A 19,550-nucleotide genomic window follows, 5' to 3' on the forward strand; every position below is an offset into this window, starting at 1 on the left:
ACGATTTAATATCGTTAATATCAGTAAAGTGCAAATATCAATAGATAGCATGATTGTACCCATCTAACCAAATATATCTTTTTCGCTGCGTGCTAGTAGGTCGGTCAGCAGCGGATGCTGGTATTGGCGCTGTATAGTAATAGCAAAAAAATCTTCATATAAATCAGGAAACACAGTGTACTCTTGTAAAGCCCCCTGTTTGAGTTCATCACGTACTACCACAGGGGGTACCAAGATGGCGGCAGTACTGGCGCGTGCCAGCACCCGCATCATGGCCATATCATCCACTTCCGCCAAAATGGTTGGTTTAACCTGCAATTTTTCACACATTAAATCAAAATGACCGCGCAGGGCGTTCTCATGACCCGGCACAATCAATGTTGTATGTTGTAGATCACTGGTGATGCAAAATGGAGTTTTAACCGATCGAGGTTTGCCAATCAGGCTAACGGTTTGTCTGGCAATACGCTGGCAACGCCACGCCTGCACACTACTGGCATACTCCTCCCGATTGGATAACACAACATCAAGCTGGTGGGCAGCAAGACGATTTAACAAGTCAGTTATGCCGCCTGATTGCATGACCAGCCTGACATCCTGCCGGTGCAATAAAGGTTCAATGAAACTTTCCTGAAAATTGCGGCTTAAGGTGGCAACAGCACCAATACGCAGGATTTGCCGCGTGACTGCATCACCCTCCTGAAACAGGGATAATAGTTCACTGCCTTGCGCGTTAATATTTTCGGCGTAACTTAGCGCAATCCGTCCAGCTTCGGTAAGTTCCAGCCGTCTGCCTTGACGTAAAAATAAAGCCTGTCCTAGTTGCTGCTCAAGCTGTTTAATCTGACTCGATAGTGCCGATTGGGCAATATGTAATTGCTGTGCAGCACGGCTCAAGTGCCCTGTTTTTGCCACAACACGAAAATAATTTAAGTGATGATAATTTAAGTAAGCCATGCGGTCTCCTAATTGTTCTAATAAAAAGAACGTTTTGGTCTTTATTATGAATTTTACAGAATAAAAAAATGATCTCAAACTAATCAAATGTCAAGAATAGGAAGTTGATCATGCTAAGCATTGTGCCACATGAGTTATTTATATCCAGTCAACTCCTGGCTTATGGCGCACTGGTAATCGTGTTGCTATGCGCCATAAGCATTGGTTTAAGTGCCAAACGCGGTATAGGTTTTGCCCAAAAATGCCATGTGTTATCGGTGTTTTGCCTCAGCATGTTTGGGCTTGCCATCGTATCGTTGTTTTTTGGTCGTGCAGCGCATGTTTTAGCGCCAGTTGACCTCTGGCTGCAATTGGTTCAGTTAAATACATTAAGCTCTCTAATGCTGGCGCTAACCAGTTTAATTGGCTGGGTGATTACCAGATTTTCTGATCATTATTTGCAGGGTGAAAAACAGCTTGAACAGTACTTAAATGCCTTAACCCTGACTTTGCTAAGTATCTGGTTAATTGTTATCAGTAATCATGTGCTAGTGCTGGTGTTGTTATGGCTGGTCAATGATCTGGCGCTGCATCGGCTACTGACCTTTTATCGCCAACGTCAAGCGGCGGCTGTGGCGGCTGCCAAGCGCCTTATATTTTGCATGTTTGCCAATGCTTTGATGCTTGGTGGCGCTTTGTTGCTGCTTCAGCAAGGCTTATCCCTGCACATTGATGTATTGTTGCAGCAGTTGCAAGGCTTGCCTCACTTATCGCTTGGCACGCATATCGGATTGTTCGCATTATTTGCTGGCATGGTGCTTAAAAGTGCACCGTTGCCTTTGCATGGTTGGCTGTTACAGGTAATGGAAGCACCAACTCCTGTATCGGCACTACTGCATGCGGGTATTATTAATTTAAGCGGTTTTTTGTTGTTGCGCTTAAGCAGCGTGCTTGATCATTTGCCTGATGTGCAGTTGTTGCTGGTAGCCAGTGGAACGCTAACGGCATGTATTGCCAGTCTGGTCATGATGACGCGCATCAGCGTCAAAGTCATGCTGGCATGGTCAACCTGTGCGCAAATGGGATTTATGCTACTGGAAATCGGGCTGGGTGCTTATTCACTGGCACTACTACACCTGATTGCTCATGCACTTTATAAGGCTTATACATTTTTGGATGCAGGTCAAACCAGCCAGCAGGTCAGCCATTTAAACAATTATCAAAAACGTGATTCTGGTGCACCTTTAAACCAGTCACCTTTACAGGTACAGAGCCAGTTAAAGACAGAGTTACAGACATTTGCAGGCAGCCTGATTGTTCTGCTGGTGGCAGGCTTGCTTATCTGGTACTTACCTATCAGTGCAGCCAGTCAGGTACTTGGTCTGTGTTTTGCGGCAGGTCTAGTTTCGGTACTGACCAGCCAGCATAGCCGCCATGCCAAGCACCAGATCACCATGCAAACTGTTATCCTCGTGGCAGTTGTTGCCATCATCGGTTATGGTTTGCTGCATTTTATCTTTGCCGAAGTAGTTACATCTTCAACCCTTACACCACCTATCATTCATCTGGTGTTGCCATTGATTGGTTTTGGCATTTTGCTCTGGTTACAACAAAGTGTATTACTACGCACGCAGGGTAAGCTAGCAAGCTGGTTACATCCACATGCCTTTGCAGGATTTTATCTGGATGAATACATCACCCGAATCATCTCGCCGATTATTCGCTACAGCCTGTATGGGTTAAGCGTTAAACAAACCAGCCCTAAGCCAAATGATCCTAAGCAAAACACTATTCAGCAAAAAATGGAGTGCTCACATGAATACGACTGTTAACCTGCAAGCCAATATTTGTGTAAGTGCCCATGAGATTTTACAGCACGCCTATCAAGCCTGTGCACGGATTGCACCCACCTGGCCACTTGACCGCTTTATTGCGGTTAACCCCTGGTGGGGACTGATTGACCAGCCACTCACGCAGGCTGCAACAAATCTGATGCAGTGGAATGGAGGGCAATGCACCATGTCGCCTGAATGGTATCAGCAGGCTATGCGTAAAGGAAAAATTAAACCAGCCATTGTTGCCAGACTACAGCAACAGCAGGACAACTATCCATACCCTGAAAATGTTAATCCATTGTCAAACTTGCTGATCAGCCAGTGGCTGGATCAAAACAGCCCACATAAGCGCTTAAGCACCTTAACCGAGTTGGGTTTACAGCATATTGGCCAGCACTGTGGTTCATGGTTTGATCAAGGGCAGGCATTGTGGAAAAATAATGCGCATCTTTCACTGTATCAGGCGTGGCAAGTCACCGCACAGCATGATGCAGGTCTGGCCCTAAGCACTGGCATAGATGATCTTGGTCAATGCATTGCTCATTTACCCCAACAACCGGGCAGCCTGATTGTTAGCGTGATTCAGCAGCTAAAACTCAATACCGACCAGCTAATGCCTTATTTTATGGCGTTATTGCTGAGTATTAAGGGTTGGGCCAGTTTTGCCGCTTATCACGATCAGCAGGCAGGTAATGTAATCGGGAATTTACCATTAGACCATCTGCAACCATCAAATTTGCCACCATCGACGTTAATTGATTTACTGGCGATGCGGCTGGCATGGGACTGGATTTTGTCACAGCAGCTCGCCAGCGAGCCACTATTACAACAGTGGTACGATCAGCTGTCTTGCCCACCTGTCGATCAGGCAAAAACCCAGTGGTTATACCAGACCGCACTGGAATTAAGCTGGCAGCAGGACATCAATTTGCAACTGTTGGCGCCAACCAGTACGCTACAGGCTAACACAGCAGTCGCACTGCAAGCCGTATTCTGTATTGATGTGCGCTCTGAGCGGGTACGGCGTGCACTTGAACAACAATCATCTGCGATTAGTACTCATGGTTTTGCTGGTTTTTTTGGTTTGCCGATTGAATACAAGGCAGCAGGTGCCAGCCAGTTTAGCCCGCAACTGCCAGGTTTGTTGAGCGCAAGCCTTCAGGTGAAGGAACATAGCACCTCAGTGACACACCTGCATGACTTGTCGCAGTATAGAGAAACTCAAGCCAGCCAGCTTGCTCTGTTACGGCAGTTTAAGCAATCTGCCAGTAGCGGTTTTGGCTTTGTAGAAACGCTGGGGTTGGGTTATGCGTTCAAACTAATTCAACGCAGCATTTCCAGACAATCGGCTCAGTCATTAGCTTCCATCAGCAATCCGGCAACTGCACCTGCACTCAATGACCTTGATCTAAAGGATAAAGCGGCTTTATGTGCCAATATTCTGGTCGCCATGGGCTTAAACCATCAGCTTGCGCCTGTGGTATTATTAACGGCACATGCCAGCAGCAGCACCAACAACCCGCATGCTGCCGGACTGGATTGCGGAGCATGTTGTGGTCATAGTGGTGAAGTCAACGTACGCTTGCTGGCCAGTTTGCTCAATCATCCCGATATTCAGGTGACGCTGAAATACAATCATCACATCAACATTCCGGCTTCAACGCAGTTTATTGCTGCCTTGCACGACACCACCACCGATCATATCCAGCTTTTTGATGTGCCAGCCGAATTTCCCCAGCAACAGTTACAACAACTGCTTGGCTGGCTTGATCAGGCGTGCGAGCTGGTACGGATAGAACGTAGCAGTGAGCTTAAATTAAAAACAGGTACGTCATTGCTACCGCAGTTGCAACAACGGGCAAAGGACTGGGCACAGGTAAGACCAGAATGGGGGCTGGCTAACAATGCAGGCTTTATTGCCGCACCACGTCAGCGTAGCAAGCATATTGACCTACAAGGTCGCTGCTTTTTACATGACTATAATTATCAAACCGATAGCGATTTAAAACTGCTTGAGCTGATTTTAACCGCACCCATGATCGTGGCGCACTGGATCAACATGCAGTATTACACCTCAACCGTGGATAACCAGCACTGGGGCAGCGGCAATAAGGTATTGCACAACATTGTTGGCGGTAATATTGGGGTATTTGAAGGCAATGGCGGCGATTTGCGCCTTGGGTTGCCCATGCAATCACTACATGATGGCGAACAGTGGATACATACGCCGCAGCGCCTATGCGTGTGGGTGGAAGCCCCTAAAACCAACATTTTGGAAGTTGTGCAACAGCATACCAGCCTACAGCAACTGGTGGCGGGTGAGTGGCTCTATCTAAACGCTATTGACCCTGATGGCGGTCAAATTGACCGTTTGATGTTTGAAAATCATACATGGCAATGGCATACGCAACATCATCTTGTGGTATGAGACTATGAAGCGCTGTCTAACACACTAATATATTGATTATTTAAAACTCTGCTTTAGGACAATGAATGATGAATTTAAAGCAACCCGCACCACGCGCTCCAGACTTGGCACCTATTGACCTTCATCGGCTGTCGTGCTTACGTCAGCTTGAAGCAGAAGCTATTTTTATCATGCGTGAAGTAGTCGCCGAATTTAGTAATCCGTGCATGTTTTATTCTATCGGCAAAGACTCTACCGTAATGCTGCATTTGGCACGCAAAGCCTTTTTCCCCGCCAAAGTTCCCTTTCCCTTGCTGCATGTGGATACAACTTGGGAATTTGCTGAAATGGCACAGTTTCGTGACCGCCTTGCCGCAACGCTGGGGCTTGATATTCTGGTGCACGTCAATACCGAAGCCCTTGCACAAAATATTCACCCCTTTGAACATGGCTCCAGCAAATACACCGACATGATGAAAACGGTAGCATTAAAACAGGCACTTGACCTCTATCAGTTTGATGCCTGTTTTGGTGGTGGCCGCCGTGACGAAGAAAAAAGCCGTGCAAAAGAGCGTATTTTTTCCTTTCGGGATAATAGACAGCGCTGGGACCCCAAAAACCAGCGTCCAGAATTATGGAATATTTATAACGGCAAGCTGAACAAAGGTGAAAATATTCGCGTGTTTCCTTTATCCAACTGGACAGAACTTGATATCTGGCAATACATCATGTTGGAAAATATTGACATAGTGCCACTGTATTTTGCCAAACCTCGGCAAGTGGTATGGAAGGATGATACCTGGATTTGTATTGATGACGAGCGGATTCTAAGCCATTTAAGTCCTAAAGAGCAGCAGACCATTCAAACCCGCTCAGTCCGCTTTCGTACTTTGGGCTGTTATCCGCTGACGGGTGCGGTGGACAGCAGCGCAGATACCTTGCCTAAAATTATTTGTGAAATGCTGCAAAGTACCACCAGTGAAAGACAAAACCGCATGATTGACCATGATCAGGCTGGTTCCATGGAAAAGAAAAAACAAGAGGGGTACTTTTAATATGCTTTCTCTAGCGTTTTTAACTCAGCACCGTAAACAGCAGGCGGTGGCTATTGCACTGGCTAATACGGGGTATCTGGTGTATGAGGTTGACGATTTTGATACTGATACATTTGGTACTTTTACTGGCGAAATTGCACGGCTTGACTCGCAATCAGACACGGCACTTAAAAAAGCACAGATGGCCTGTGAGCTTAGTGGCAACCGTTTTGGACTAGGCAGTGAAGGCTGTTTTGGTGCTGACCCCATGCTGGGGATGCTACCGTGGGGTACTGAAGTGCTCGCATTTTGGGATGCAGAACTCAACTATGCGATTTATGGCTGGGTGCAGGGTGCACAAACAAACTATAACCATACCACAGTAACCACCATGCAGCAGGCACAGCAGTTTGCCAACAGGATCGGTTTTCCCTCGCATGGTATTATTGTGGGTCAGGCTAACCAACCCATCTTTAATAAAGACCTCAATAGCGATGCAGCGTTAGCAGCCTATCTGACCCCATTATTACTAAGCGGCGATCCTATTGACTTAAACACGGACATGCGTGCCAACCGTAACCCTACACGCAGACTAATGCTTGCACGCTGTGCCGAGGCACTGGCACAAAAATTAAATTGTGCCTGTCCACAATGCCATGCCGCGGGATTTGCGATCACAAAGCATATTGCAGGCGCACTCTGTGAATATTGTCACCTGCCCACCACCATGCCCAAAGCCTCGGTGTGGCATTGTCCACTTTGCCAGTTTGAGCAGATTCAAACTATCGATACCAGAGCGACGCAGGGGCAATGTCAATATTGTAATCCCTAAGTAGATGTCAATTGCATCATAATTGTTATATTTGGGAGAATCTTGCTAATTATAATTACAGTACAAGATCAATTCTTCATACCGTTTGGCATGTTCAAGATTGTGACACCAATAAAGAATTCCAAAACTAGGTCATTTTTGTCCAGTATGGTCCTGCTAGTAGCATGTTTCTTCAAATTCATAGTGACTAGGTACTTTGAATTTAATATTGCCACTTTTATGACCTATCCATAGTTTATTATCATGAATGAGTGTGGCTTTGATGCATAAACATTCAAAAGCTGAGTTTTCTCCAATCTATTCAAATTTAAGTGACAACTTGGGTATGAGATCTACCTAATTCCGTAAACCTATTCAGAACTGCCACACGCGCATGAATTTTATTGACCTGACTTTGAAAAGGTCATGCCGTCAGCTTATCTCCTAATAATTTGATGCAATGCATTTTGGTTTCCATCAAACTTCGACAGTGATAGCCCGACCATTTTTTCCATAGTGTTCTGCCTAAATGTTTAACCGTTTCACGTAACTCATTTCGTTCTATTGAACTGATTTTAGAATCTTTCCAGTGCTTGGCATTCTTTCTGGGAGGAATTACTGCATGTGCTTGATGATCTAAAAATCACTTGTCTGCAGCACTTCGTGTCGTACGCCCCATCGGTATATACAGATTCGCTCATCTGGTGGGATCTGATCCAGTAAATCACCTAGTAATTGTGAATCCCTGACATTATTTTTCGTAAGCTGAACGGCAGGTATTTGCAGTGTTTCAGCATCTATACCAATATGCAGTTTACGCCATTGCCGACGGTATTCAGGCTGATGTTTTTTACGCTTCCATTCGCCTTCACCTAAAAACTTTAAACCCGTAGAGTCGACAAGTAGGTGTAACCCATCATGACTTTTCTGATAGCTTATCGCAATATCAATATGCTTTTGTCGTCTACAAAGGGTGGAGTAATCTGGTGCTGTCCAATTCAAGCCACAGAGTTTAATCAGGCTTTGAACAAAGCCAGTAACCATACGTAAAGAAAGACGGAATAGAGATTTGATCATTAAACAGCATTGAATCGCTGTATCGGAATAAGTTTGATTTCGTCCTTGCTTGCCTTGTGGTTGTGCATACCATTGCGTCTTAGGATCAAACCAGATTGAAATATTTCCTCGCTTGATTAAAGCTTGGTTATACGAGGACCAATTGGTTGTACGATAGATTTTAGGTGTAGGCTTCTTCATCTGGAAATTATATTACTGAAGAAGCCTTCAAGAATAGCTTTGTGCAACAAAGCCTATTTGATAATTATAAAGGGGAAAACTATGTCTCTGATCCTAGACAGAATTGTGAACAGTCGATCCCTCTAAAGCTCTAAAATATTTCTGCTCAAAAGCTTCTGGGCTTAACTAACCATTGGCAGAATGTCGCCTGATTCGATTGTAGTAAATCTCAATATATTCAAACAAAACAGCATTGGCTTCTTTTCTGGTAGTAAACACACTACCGTGTACCACATGACCTTTCAATGTATGAAAGAAGCTTTCGGTTACAGCATTATCCCAACATGAGCAGTGTACTGCGCAAGACTGCGTGACATGCTTTGAATACATCCATTCATCAATAGTATCGCTCTAAAATCACGACTACAATACTGACTGCCTTGATCCGAGTGAACCATCACACCCTTTGGATAACCCTGACGTGCCATTGCATAATTAAATGCGTCACACACCAATTGACGGTCTATTCGATAGCTGGTTTGCCAACCCACAATACGACGGCTAAATAGATCTAACATCACGCATAAATATAACCAGCCTACTTTGGTTCGAATGTAGGTAATGTCTGTCGTCCATACCCGATTCGGCTTTGTGACGGTAAATTGGCGATCCAATAGATTGGGAGCTGTAGGCAAACGATGCTTTGAATCTGTCGTATGTTTATATTTACGGGAAATCTTACTGCGTAACCCGAGATGCTTGAGCATTCTTCCTACCGTACGTTCGCTCAGGTTATAACCCAAATCATGCATATCATGAACGAGTGATGGGGCACCTAAGCGAGCATGATGGTGCCAATACACTGCTTTTAAATCAGTATATTTCTGAGCAGTATCAACTCGTCGCTTACGCCAAGCATAATAACCAGAAGGGCTGACGGCTAAGTATTTACAGGCGGAAGATATAGTGACTGCCTTTTTCATCGTTAAATCCGCTATTACCGTGTACTTTTCTTGGTTTGATCGGCGGTCAGAAAGTACACATGCGCCTTTTTTAGAATATCATTGGCTTCCTTGAGTTGTCTGTTTTCCTTCTCAAGTTCAACAATACGTTGTTGTTCTGGTGTAAGTTGTCGTTTACTGGTTCCAGCCAGATTCGTTTCACGTACCCATTTATCTAGTGTTGAATACCCCACACCTAACTTCCTAGCTATGGCAGCTAATGGTTCATGTGTGTTTGCTAGTGCGTACTCTATCGATTGTTGTTTAAATTCGGTGCTAAAGCGTTTCGCCATTTCTTGAATCTCCATAGATTAAAGTTACGTTATCTTTAGAGGGACGTGCTGTCCATTATTTTGTCTAGGATCAATTAAACTCTAGCCAATTAGGCTTACACAGAATTTTGAACGCTCTCAATAGAACGATAAAAAATCAGAGCTCTAAAGCTCTGATTTTTTTAATCTCTATCATTCATGACCCAATATAGTCACCTTCAGGAGACCATTTTTCTTCATAACTAGGATACTCGTCATCATCCTGATCATAATACGTATCCTGCTCGTAATAAGGCTCATTTTGATATACATCGTTATGCTCATAGCTATAAGGCTCATAATTATCTTTTTGATAATCATCGTCTTTATCGTCCGATGAAAAACATGAAACCAACAAAAAGAGGATAAAAGCCAATCCTACAAGCATTTGGAAGATTTCCCAAGCCTTTGCTAAGACCTGCTTTATTCGAATCCACAACTCAGACACATGAAAATCCACTATTTCATCAAGCGTAAGAACTGAGGATTGTTCACCTTCATTTGCAGATTATTTTTGTATTCTTCAATCGTTCCTCGAGCACAGAAACGTTTACCAACCATGCCATCAATGCGACCAAAACGCTCTTCAAACCATTTGTAGTTATTGTCCCAAACTAAAAGCGTTAGCGTTTGATTCGGATACTTTCGATCAAGATTCAAATAATGGCGATTTTCAAAATGTTTAACTTCTGCCAATTGACCACAAGCCATGACTGTCTTACCAACATGGAACGGTGCTTTAATTGCCTCAATTTTAGCTTCCTGAGCGATAGTGCTGACACTTGCTAAAGACAGTAGAGACGTGACTAAAATTTTTTTTAGCATGAGATACACCTTACTTATTTAATGATTAGAAACCTGATTTTCTGGAGAACGAATAACAATTTGAGGAATGCCTTTGTAGCTTTCGATTAAGCCAGAGATACAAATATTGCTACCCTCTGATGCTGGCATGATGTTGTTTGACCACATCACCGCGCTGAATTTATGTTTTGGATATTGTCCACCAAAATTGATATATGTTGCTTTTGCTGTTTGTGAAATTTGACTGACTTCACCACAGACTGTCGTATTTTCCCCAATGTGTGCATCGGCTTCATAGATTGAAATCTGACTGGATGACGATAAATTTGTATCGTTCATATTTCCTTCAAATGAATTTGCGACAGTTGGTTCAACAATCTCTCTTGGTTTAGCGACTGGTTGAATTTCAGATGGTGTACTTTCTACATGTTTATTGGCTACTATAGGAGTAAATCTCTCAGATAAATTTGGATTTTCCTGACCAATTGATGATTCTTCTTGAGACAGAGTATTAATTTCATCATCTATGGAAGAAGTACCATAATCTGCTTCAGACCTCGAATCACTTTTCGAAACTATCAAGTAACCTACTATCAAAACGATGAAAAAAATTAGGCAAGCAATCATAGCCTTGTATTGCTTATTCTTACGCATTTGCTCTTGATAGAGTGGATCTAACCCAGCTTTTCTCTTAAGCTCTAGCTCATATTCTTTTTGTTTTTTTTGCAGTTCTAAATCATCCTTTTTCTTTTTGTTCTCGAGCTCATTATCATGCTCAACTTGTGCAAAAACAGATATCAGAAAGAGAACCACAAAGATAACGACTATCGTACCTATTACACCCATCACATACCTCTACATAATCTGCTGTAAAGAATTCAAAATCATCTGTGGTTTGCCCTTGTACTCTTCAATCATCCCTTTCACGCAGAGTGTATTATTTTCTACGTTTTGAAGTTGTTGGCTGACATCCGAATTATTATTCCAAATAACAACAGTAAAGGTCGGATTAGGATAAGGTCGATCAAAATTCAAATAGACCCCTTTAGAGAATTTTTTGTATTGTGCAACTTGACCACACACAACTTTATGCTCACCGACATATTGTGAGCTTTGTGAAGCTTCAATATAGTTCTGAGCAGGACGATGAGCACTTAAGTCATTTTCCTGTTCTGAAAAACCATCAGAAGACTGAAGTGCTAAAATCTCATTGTTTGGAGTTGTTGTTTTTGACTGAACATAGACTACAGCACCGAGTACAATTGACGCCATTACGCCAGCACCCATAAGAACATACTTACGTATTTCTTTTTTGACTGAGCCTAATTGTTCATTTTGTTGAACTTTGATATCCGTTAATTCTTTCCGAACTCTCTCGAGCTCTTTCATATGGTTCTGCTTGAAGGTGTTAAGCCCACTACGGACTTGGCCCAGCTCACCTGTTATATCAACTGATTGATCTTGACTGTCTTTGACTCGGAGTCTTTCGTATTCTGCAATTTTTGCTTCATATTCTTGAATGAGACTTTGAATCTGCTTCTGCTTTGAAGCATCAGTAATTTGTCGATTTGCTTGTGTTTTTAAAGCTTGACGTATTTCAGAAATGACTCGTTGCTGTTGGTTAAATGCTTTTTTATTCGTATAACGCAACACAATACCAAACCGTTGGATCAAATCATTTTGGCGTTCTAGGAAATCGTTAAACTTTTCATAACCTTTATTATTGATTTTGGCATAACCATCTAGTTCAATCGGTAGTTTATAACCTTTTGTTTCGTTGATAATCATGAAATCGATATAGCGATTACCTGCATTACTGTCTTTAAATGGAAATTGAGCAACAACATCATTGGGCGTAATTTCTGGGATTTGGCTTAAAATTTCATCGACAAATTTTTCTTCATATCCGACGATATGCTGAATTTTGTATCGATTTTCGTATTTCCATTTTTGCCAATCTAACATCATATACACCTAACATTTTTATTGATTGCATCATTGAATTAAAATAGTCATCAGAAACCTGTAAATACACTGGCTTCTAATTAAATAGTGCTTCTGAGAATTCTTGATGCTCTGCGTTCTCGGCATTCAAAATCAGTAAACTGTAAGCCTTCTTCTTTTAGCTCATGGTTTGCACTATTTAAAACTTTTTCAGACAAGTAATTATAGAAGATTAGACTTCTTGCGTTAGTCAAATTTTAAGCAGTCAAAAGCTATATTTAATAAGGTTTTAGCCAATTCAAAAATTAGATAAAACTATACTTTCGCAAGAGGTCTATTAATCCTAAAATATAGTCACGGAATTCATCTGCCCCCCATTTTCCCTCGAAGGTCATTTGCGATGTTCCATAATCGTTTTTGCAATTCTTGAAGCTGTACTTGGGTCATGTTAAAAATCAATCAAAATCATTGTTTTAGAATGCGGTTACTTTGCCACAAGCCAAATGCGATATAAAGAGTAAAACATGAAAAAGGAGTCTTTCGCCTCCTTCTTATAGTCACTTCACGATGATGATGTCTGGTGAAATTTCTTTCGAGTGATAGTAGAGATATAGATAACTCGATAAGAACTGTTGAAATGACTGCTTGACAAATTCTTGATCAAAACCATCTAAACCATGTATATCAAGTGGATCTGTGTTCACCTTAAACATATACGTAGAGTGTTCTATTGCTTAACTAAACCCTGCACTCTGATTTGGATCTAATAATATTGAGTTTTTAGTAAAAATTAAATTCCGATCTGTGATCACAAAAATCTGCGTGTAATATGCGCCAAACAGGACTCAGCGTTTCCATTTTGTCGGTGGTGAGAAATTTGTTCATTGTGGTGCATCATTACAGGAAGTTTGTGTACCTGTTTTAGAGTTTAGATCATTACTGACACAACAACGTACTGAAGTAAAACCTGTAGATTTCCAAATCTTAGATCGCAATCTTCGTTTTACCAATAAAATCTCATTTGTTCGAACCATGCAAACGAATGTCATTGGGGATAGTACCGCCTAAGCTATTTTCTTTGATTTTTAATTTATGCATTGGTTTGATCAATTTTATTAAATATGTTTCAGACAGTATTTTCAGTCAAATATAGAAAGTATATGGAAGCTGATTGAACTATTTTAGCAAGTAAATGAAAAAGTAGTTAAATGTCATCTTATTTAAATATCTGCGGCGTATGGTTCAGCCATCTTTAGATGGGTTGATGCCATGCTCGGTTCTCTTGAAAAATTCCAATTAAAAACAATCAGCGTGGTATGTATAAGTTTCAGCGCTTTATTGCTTACCGCTTGTCAAACTACTACGATAACGCGAAATCAACAAGCCAATACAGAGCAACAGCTCCAACAAGAAAAAGTCCAACAACCGAAACGTGTGGTCTTTTTTTTGGGTGATGGTATGGGCATCACCACGCTTACCGCTTCACGTATTTATGCTGTTGGTGAAGATGGTCAGTTGGCGATTGATCGGCTGCCTGAGTCTGCTTTTGTTCGTACCTTTTCTGAAGATGCGCAAGTCACGGACAGCGCACCTTCGATGGGCGCGTACATGACCGGTGTGAAGATGAAAAACGAGGTGATCTCGATGCAGACAGGGACAATTGCGGTTGAACCTGACTCAGTAGGGAATAACCAGTGCGCTAGTAACCCACAAAACAAAAATAAGCAAAACACACAGACTTTACTTGAATTAGCCAAAGCAAAGGGCTGGGGGACAGGGGTTGTGACCACAACGCGGATCACGCATGCCACACCAGCATCGACTTATGCGCATATATGCCACCGTGATGCTGAAAATGACATTGCATCACAGTTGGTCCCGAGTTCAAAAGGCGATGATTATCAACGCTATAACCTCAAACTCAAAGATGGAGTCGATGTGGTTTTAGGTGGAGGTAAGCGTCAATTTTTGCCTAAAGATGCAGGTGGAGAACGTACTGATGGGCGCAATCTAATTACCGAGATGCAAAAGGCAGGCTACCGCGTGGTTTTTGATGAAAACCAACTGTCCCAAGTGCAACTGGCGAAAAATGAAAAATTATTGGGTTTATTTAATAACAGCCATTTAAATTACGACTTGGATCGCACCAAGAAAAACTTGGTAGAGCCGAGTCTTAAGCAAATGACGCTGTCCGCTTTAGACATCCTGACGCAAAATAAAAAAGGTTTTTTCCTGATGGTGGAGGGAGGGCGTATAGATCATGCGCTGCATGACACCAATGCCAAACGTGCTTTACAAGACACGATTGCCTTAAATGATGCTTTAGAAGCATCCATTCAAAAGCTTAAACAAAGTGATCCTGAACTTAAAAATACACTGATTGTAATCACAGCCGACCATGATCACACCTTGGTTTTAAATGGTTATGCCAAGCGTACAGGAAAATACGTCGAAGGTAAGGAAACCAGTGTGCTTGGATTGGTAAAAAACTATGATCAAGCGGGCTTTGCTCAAGATATTCATGGTCAACCTTATCCGATTATCGGTTTTGGTACGGGCAAAAAACGCCCCACTCAAAACCGTATGGATGACTTGGTACTGAACTTAAAAGACACTGATGTCTGTCATCCTGTACAAGGGCCAAGGGCACCACAAGGTGAAAAATATAGTTTCACTTATCCTTTGGCTGAAACGGGTTGGTGTACGGGCACTGCTGCGGATGATTTCCAACAAGAAGCTGTGATTCAAACGGGCTATAAAGATAAAGAAACGCATGGCGGTGCAGATGTGTTTTTAGGTGCGATTGGTCAGGGAGCCGATCAGTTCTCAGGTAGCCTTGAAAATATTGAGGTCAATCACCTCATTCGTAAGATCACAGGCTTATAGCAGAGGGATATCACATGAAACATACTTTAAAAACCATCCCATACATGATGCTTCTGCTTACAGCGTCGATTTCTTCAAGTGCTTTGTATGCTGCGGACACCACAGTTACACCGACGAAAAGCGTTATATTCTTTTTAGGCGATGGCATGGGACCAACCACAGTGACGGCAAGTCGTATTTATGCTGTGGGGGAAAATGGCAAACTGGCCATGGACAGCATGAAGCACGCAGCAAGGATTAAAACCTATTCTGAGGATGGTCAAACCACAGATAGCGCTCCCTCTATGGGCGCCTATATGACTGGGCAGAAAAATAAAAATGAAGTGATTGCCATGACAACAGGAACGGTTGCGGTCGAACCTGAAGAAGGAAAATTGCCGAATGGCAAAAGCTTAGCGAAAGCCATCAACCGTTGTCCAGAACAGGGCAGTAGTATGGTCGCAGGGATGCCTGCCTTAAGTATTTTAGAACTGGCAAAAAAGCAGGGTAAAGCGGTTGGCGTAGTGACGACGACCGAACTCACCCATGCCACACCTGCGGCAACCTATGCACATATCTGTCACCGTGATGCGCAATACGATATCGCGCTTCAAGCTGTTCCAAAAGGTAAAGCTTATAATCCAAACTTATTGGATGGCATTAATGTCCTTATGGGAGGCGGCTTAAATCATTGGACGCCTTATGATGCAGTCTCTAACCCCAAAGGGCGCTTGGATGGTCGTGATTTATTGGCAGAGTTTAAACAGCAGGGTTATCAAACCGTTTTAAGCCAAAGTGATTTGGCACAGACGGTCAATACTCAGAAAATTTTCGGCGTATTCTCCACACAGTCGCATTTAAATTTTGATTTGGATCGACTCAAGAAGAATATAGAGACTGAACCGAGTCTGGCGGCGATGACCAGTAAAGCGATTGATGCACTGCAAGCACAGAGTCATGGACAAGGCTATTTCTTGATGGTTGAGGGTGGGCGTATTGACCATGCGCTACATGCCAATAATGCCAAACGGGCATTGCAGGAAACCAAGGCATTTAATGATGCAATTCAAACTGCACTGGATAAAGTGGATTTGAGCAATACCTTGATTGTAGTGACGGCAGACCATGACCATGTGATGACCTTTAATGGTTATGCCGCACGAACGGGTCAAACGACGGAAACTAATCCAGGTATTTTGGGGCTGAGCTATGACTATAATATTGCAAAAGAGCAAAATGCTTACAGCAAAGTGCTGGCTGATGGCCAAGTACATAATCCATACCGCGATGTAAATGGGGCAACAGGAACGACGCTTGTTTTTGGAAATGGTACGGGTAAACGTTTAGATATTCGTGACAGTATTAGCAACGAGCAAGCCTTTGCTGACGACTATAAACAAGAAGTCGGGGTACAACTGACGAAAAGCGAAACACATGGCGGCGGAGATGTGATGCTGTTTGCTGAAGGAAAGAATTCAAATCTATTCAAAGGCACACAAGAAAATACATGGGTATTTGAGCAATTGAAAAAGGCGTTTGGATTCTAATGGATACAATATTTATACGGCCGTTCAAATTCAAAATGAAATTCTTAGCATTGTCTTTCAGTTTGCTCAGTCCATGGGTATGGTCGGCCGATGAATATCGTATTGATTATCAGATTGAACGGTTGGATGCCAATGGGGTCACGACAATTCAAAAATACAGTGAGAAAATAATTCGAGATGAGCAAAATATTTGGATTGAACGTTTAAACACACAAACGCATGCTGACGAAGCCCAGACACATAGCAACGCTCATGTGTCTGCCAAAACAGACACCCATGAGCATGTGAGTTTTGACAGTGCAATTCAGTGGATGCAGCGCAAAGATGTAGTCGGGCAAGCAAACGTAGAAAGTCCGTTTCAGCGTTTTTATATTTTGCCAGATGAAAAAATGCGGGTGCAATTGCAGGATGTCGATCAAGAAATGCTAGGGATGAAAAACTGTTGGCGCTGTGAATATAGTTTGATTCATCCTGACATTTTAAAGCGAGCACAATTGATTCAACGTGATCCGAAGTTAGTGCATTATCAAATACGCAGTGCTGGGCAAACGTTGAATATTATATGGAGTGAACAGGATCAACTGGTTCAAAAATATGAATTGCTCAAACCGACCTCAGGCTATGCCAAAACCTTTACCGTGCGCAAAATTGGCCAACATGTTGCTACACCTTGGACACAAACAGAAAAATACAGCGAACGTGACTATGCAGACTTTAGTGATTAGCCGATGAGTTTTTGACTTTTAATTTCGACGTTACAATAGAAATACCCGTGATTTTTTTGGGAAAAATAAGCGCTTAGGACTGTGCCGCTTGTACGGTTAAACCACTCCACCGCTTAAACGCACGTCGAAAATTAGTGGCATCGTTAATTTGTAAATACTGAGAAATCTGTTCAGTTTTAAAACCATGTACACGATATAAAATGATGGCAGTATGCAAACGACTTTGATCGAGTTGTGCCTGAAAATGGGTCTGATGCTTTTTCAGTTTACGTTTTAAGGTGGCAGAACTCATTTGAAAATAGTCAGCGGTTTGTTCAAGTTGAATATTATTTTGAATATTCTGCATTAAATATTGGTGCAAACTGAGCAAAAAACTCTGTTGAATATTTTGAGCTGTCATTTCTTTCAGCGCATATTGATAACTGATTGAAGCTAAGATCGAAGAGGCATTGGGAAGTTTTTCATAAATCAAATCGCGAGGTAGGCTCATCATGTTGATCGGGCGATTAAACTCTAAAGCACTGCCTAAATGTGTCCAATATTGTTCAATATAATCCGGTTCAGAAAAATTAAACTCGAATTTCCACGCTAATTTGGCTTGGTACAGTTGACGGCTAAACGCTTGTACTGCACTCATTGCGCTTTCGATTAAAAAGCGATTTTCAAGCTTGTTTTCATCTAACCAATAAATATGAATATGGCTTTGACTGTACATGAGTCGAGGGCATAACCAAGGTGAAACGGACGCGGAAAATGTTAAATAACGGCTAAGTGCCTCATCGAAGGTCGATGCATAAAGCATGGATTTAATGGCGTCATTAAAGGGGGTGGTTAGGCTGCGTTGACCAAATAAAAAACTGATGTCCTGATTGCGAAAACACTGTTCAGCATTTTTTAAAACCTGTTGTAACTGTTGTTGACTAATTAGTTTTTGCCCCGAAAAGATATCTTCTAAGAAAATACTGCTGCCACTGAGCAGGACGTGATGTTCGACTTCATGACTCGCTGCCAAATCAATTAAAATAGACAATTGATGATGCGCAGGAATGTAGCTGTAGTCGCATTCAAAGCTCATACCATGACTCGCTTCGGTGAGTAGTACTGCTTCACTTGGAGCAATTGCTGATTTAAGGCACTCAAGAGTTGTTGGGCAGTTTGGTATTGTCCGACAGCGCAGCAGGTCGTGAGTGCTTTTAGAGGAATGTGCACGGACAAATCACGTTGATAATAAGCACTGACCATAAGCATGCGTTCAAGTTGAGCAGCCATTTTTTCAGCCTGTTGTAGCTTCGTCTCTGGTAACAGCATAATAAAACGATCTCCTGCGAAGCGGCAGAGCAGGTCTTGTGGTCGTAAGTTTAAGCTAATCAATTGTGAAACATGTTGTAAAATAGATGTGCCTTCATCAAAGCCATGTGCTTGATTAATCTGATTAAAATTATGCATATCTAGCAGTATGACGGACATGTCGCTGGGTTCATGCGAGTTTTGCTCGATTGCGGCTTTGAGCTGTGTTTTAAAATAATGAGCATCGGCCAAAGGGGTGAGTGCATCGAATAAGCGATGATCCCGATAAATACGTTCTCGTTTTTGCATGTGTTTAGAAATTGCCTGTTCTTCTTGATGCCAAAAATAAATCCCGATGGTAAATAGATACAGTCCAATTGGAAAAGGAATGGACTCAAGCCATGCATCCCACATGATTTCTTTAGGCAGGCGAATAAACTCATCTAAGCTGTCCATCCACATGTGGAAAAAAATAAAACACAGTCCATAAAAGATATAGTTGGTTACACGACCCAAAGGACGGCTTTTAATAATAAAGAAAATCCAAATACCAATAAAAACAGTTGCTCCCCCTTCACCTAAAATATCGACCCAGTTCCATTCAGCAAATGACTTGCTCTGCCCAAGTAAGATAAACAACCAAAGGGATAAGCTGCAGGCAGTCGCTACACATAATAAAGGCCAGCGGTAGTAAGCAAAGTATTTAGGCATAGCATTTTTTGAAATGATTTATTTTCGCCCAAGCTAAACAGATTTAGATGACAGTTTGATGGCAATGGCTAGGGTCAAAATAGATCAGTGTATTTT

15 protein-coding genes and 3 pseudogenes are annotated in these 19,550 nt (G+C 42.3%); 7 read left to right on the forward strand and 11 right to left on the reverse strand.

The features are described 5' to 3' along the window. Window positions 1–63 precede the first annotated feature (63 nt). Entirely contained in the window at window positions 64–957 is an 894-nt protein-coding gene (locus DS737_RS05550; protein ID WP_108675649.1) for a LysR family transcriptional regulator, read from the reverse strand. A 110-nt stretch (window positions 958–1,067) separates the two neighbouring features. Here DS737_RS05550 and DS737_RS05555 point away from each other — a divergent pair, with 110 nt between their 5' ends. The 4 genes from DS737_RS05555 (at window position 1,068) to DS737_RS05570 (ending at window position 7,044) form a co-directional block, all read left to right on the forward strand. Then, window positions 1,068–2,768: an NADH-quinone oxidoreductase subunit L gene (locus tag DS737_RS05555; protein ID WP_108675648.1), complete on the forward strand. Its 1,701-nt coding sequence runs from the start codon at window positions 1,068–1,070 to the stop codon at window positions 2,766–2,768. After that, window positions 2,752–5,199: a YbcC family protein gene (locus DS737_RS05560; RefSeq protein WP_157980307.1), complete on the forward strand. Its 2,448-nt coding sequence runs from the start codon at window positions 2,752–2,754 to the stop codon at window positions 5,197–5,199. Before DS737_RS05555 ends, DS737_RS05560 begins: the two co-directional genes overlap by 17 nt. Window positions 5,200–5,312: 113 nt before the next feature. Next, the gene (gene cysD / locus DS737_RS05565; RefSeq protein ID WP_228206856.1) at window positions 5,313–6,233 is read left to right on the forward strand and encodes a sulfate adenylyltransferase subunit CysD; all 921 of its coding nucleotides are present in this window, start codon (window positions 5,313–5,315) and stop codon (window positions 6,231–6,233) included. Between the two features lies 1 nt (window position 6,234). Continuing rightward, the gene (locus tag DS737_RS05570) at window positions 6,235–7,044 is read left to right on the forward strand and encodes a DUF6671 family protein (protein WP_111828355.1); all 810 of its coding nucleotides are present in this window, start codon (window positions 6,235–6,237) and stop codon (window positions 7,042–7,044) included. Window positions 7,045–7,351: 307 nt separating this feature from the next. Here the strand turns inward: DS737_RS05570 and DS737_RS05575 are convergent. The 8 genes and pseudogenes from DS737_RS05575 to DS737_RS15985 form a co-directional block, all read right to left on the reverse strand. Then, window positions 7,352–8,280: pseudogene (locus tag DS737_RS05575) on the reverse strand (IS5 family transposase). Window positions 8,281–8,373: 93 nt separating this feature from the next. Then, a pseudogene (locus DS737_RS05580) lies at window positions 8,374–9,553 on the reverse strand (IS3 family transposase). A gap of 175 nt (window positions 9,554–9,728) precedes the next feature. Next, window positions 9,729–10,019 carry a hypothetical protein gene (locus tag DS737_RS05585; RefSeq protein ID WP_162784521.1) on the reverse strand — a complete coding sequence of 97 codons (291 nt, stop codon included), beginning with the start codon at window positions 10,017–10,019 and terminating at the stop codon, window positions 9,729–9,731. A gap of 11 nt (window positions 10,020–10,030) precedes the next feature. Next, window positions 10,031–10,396 carry a hypothetical protein gene (locus tag DS737_RS05590; RefSeq protein ID WP_104489485.1) on the reverse strand — a complete coding sequence of 122 codons (366 nt, stop codon included), beginning with the start codon at window positions 10,394–10,396 and terminating at the stop codon, window positions 10,031–10,033. Window positions 10,397–10,414: 18 nt separating this feature from the next. Continuing rightward, window positions 10,415–11,221 carry a hypothetical protein gene (locus DS737_RS05595; protein WP_113996994.1) on the reverse strand — a complete coding sequence of 269 codons (807 nt, stop codon included), beginning with the start codon at window positions 11,219–11,221 and terminating at the stop codon, window positions 10,415–10,417. Between the two features lie 9 nt (window positions 11,222–11,230). Beyond that, complete coding sequence (locus DS737_RS05600) at window positions 11,231–12,340, reverse strand: hypothetical protein (RefSeq protein WP_113996995.1); 1,110 nt, start codon at window positions 12,338–12,340, stop codon at window positions 11,231–11,233. An 85-nt stretch (window positions 12,341–12,425) separates the two neighbouring features. After that, window positions 12,426–12,766, reverse strand: a pseudogene (locus DS737_RS16370) (type I restriction-modification system subunit M N-terminal domain-containing protein); the annotation flags it as partial. Window positions 12,767–12,876: 110 nt separating this feature from the next. Continuing rightward, entirely contained in the window at window positions 12,877–13,032 is a 156-nt protein-coding gene (locus DS737_RS15985) for a hypothetical protein (RefSeq protein ID WP_162784522.1), read from the reverse strand. Between the two features lie 556 nt (window positions 13,033–13,588). Between DS737_RS15985 and DS737_RS05605 the strand changes: the two genes are divergently transcribed. Genes DS737_RS05605 through DS737_RS05615 form a run of 3 tightly spaced genes read left to right on the forward strand, consistent with a single transcriptional unit; the run spans window position 13,589 to window position 17,456 of the window. Beyond that, complete coding sequence (locus DS737_RS05605; RefSeq protein WP_113996996.1) at window positions 13,589–15,205, forward strand: alkaline phosphatase; 1,617 nt, start codon at window positions 13,589–13,591, stop codon at window positions 15,203–15,205. Between the two features lie 14 nt (window positions 15,206–15,219). Beyond that, window positions 15,220–16,731 carry an alkaline phosphatase gene (locus DS737_RS05610; RefSeq protein ID WP_010326316.1) on the forward strand — a complete coding sequence of 504 codons (1,512 nt, stop codon included), beginning with the start codon at window positions 15,220–15,222 and terminating at the stop codon, window positions 16,729–16,731. Between the two features lie 35 nt (window positions 16,732–16,766). Next, complete coding sequence (locus DS737_RS05615) at window positions 16,767–17,456, forward strand: hypothetical protein (RefSeq protein WP_228206847.1); 690 nt, start codon at window positions 16,767–16,769, stop codon at window positions 17,454–17,456. Between the two features lie 73 nt (window positions 17,457–17,529). Here DS737_RS05615 and DS737_RS05620 read toward each other — a convergent pair whose 3' ends face one another. Both DS737_RS05620 and DS737_RS05625 read right to left on the reverse strand, forming a co-directional pair. Then, window positions 17,530–18,531: a helix-turn-helix transcriptional regulator gene (locus tag DS737_RS05620; protein WP_113996998.1), complete on the reverse strand. Its 1,002-nt coding sequence runs from the start codon at window positions 18,529–18,531 to the stop codon at window positions 17,530–17,532. Beyond that, window positions 18,528–19,454: a diguanylate cyclase domain-containing protein gene (locus tag DS737_RS05625; protein ID WP_113996999.1), complete on the reverse strand. Its 927-nt coding sequence runs from the start codon at window positions 19,452–19,454 to the stop codon at window positions 18,528–18,530. The genes DS737_RS05620 and DS737_RS05625 overlap by 4 nt, the downstream gene beginning before the upstream one ends. Between the last annotated feature and the right edge of the window lie 96 nt (window positions 19,455–19,550).

The organism is Acinetobacter haemolyticus, assembly GCF_003323815.1.
GTDB classification, from domain to species: Bacteria; Pseudomonadota; Gammaproteobacteria; order Pseudomonadales; family Moraxellaceae; genus Acinetobacter; species Acinetobacter haemolyticus.

What these genes read in the sequence shown, in the direction of transcription:
- DS737_RS05550 (WP_108675649.1), bottom strand. Translation starts at nt 957, where the DNA reads ATGGCTTACTTAAATTATCATCACTTAAATTATTTTCGTGTTGTGGCA.
- DS737_RS05555 (WP_108675648.1), top strand. Translation starts at nt 1,068, where the DNA reads ATGCTAAGCATTGTGCCACATGAGTTATTTATATCCAGTCAACTCCTG.
- DS737_RS05560 (WP_157980307.1), top strand. Translation starts at nt 2,752, where the DNA reads ATGAATACGACTGTTAACCTGCAAGCCAATATTTGTGTAAGTGCCCAT.
- DS737_RS05570 (WP_111828355.1), top strand. Translation starts at nt 6,235, where the DNA reads ATGCTTTCTCTAGCGTTTTTAACTCAGCACCGTAAACAGCAGGCGGTG.
- DS737_RS05590 (WP_104489485.1), bottom strand. Translation starts at nt 10,396, where the DNA reads ATGCTAAAAAAAATTTTAGTCACGTCTCTACTGTCTTTAGCAAGTGTC.
- DS737_RS05595 (WP_113996994.1), bottom strand. Translation starts at nt 11,221, where the DNA reads ATGGGTGTAATAGGTACGATAGTCGTTATCTTTGTGGTTCTCTTTCTG.
- DS737_RS05600 (WP_113996995.1), bottom strand. Translation starts at nt 12,340, where the DNA reads ATGTTAGATTGGCAAAAATGGAAATACGAAAATCGATACAAAATTCAG.
- DS737_RS15985 (WP_162784522.1), bottom strand. Translation starts at nt 13,032, where the DNA reads ATGTTTAAGGTGAACACAGATCCACTTGATATACATGGTTTAGATGGT.
- DS737_RS05605 (WP_113996996.1), top strand. Translation starts at nt 13,589, where the DNA reads ATGCTCGGTTCTCTTGAAAAATTCCAATTAAAAACAATCAGCGTGGTA.
- DS737_RS05610 (WP_010326316.1), top strand. Translation starts at nt 15,220, where the DNA reads ATGAAACATACTTTAAAAACCATCCCATACATGATGCTTCTGCTTACA.
- DS737_RS05615 (WP_228206847.1), top strand. Translation starts at nt 16,767, where the DNA reads ATGAAATTCTTAGCATTGTCTTTCAGTTTGCTCAGTCCATGGGTATGG.
- DS737_RS05620 (WP_113996998.1), bottom strand. Translation starts at nt 18,531, where the DNA reads ATGAGCTTTGAATGCGACTACAGCTACATTCCTGCGCATCATCAATTG.
- DS737_RS05625 (WP_113996999.1), bottom strand. Translation starts at nt 19,454, where the DNA reads ATGCCTAAATACTTTGCTTACTACCGCTGGCCTTTATTATGTGTAGCG.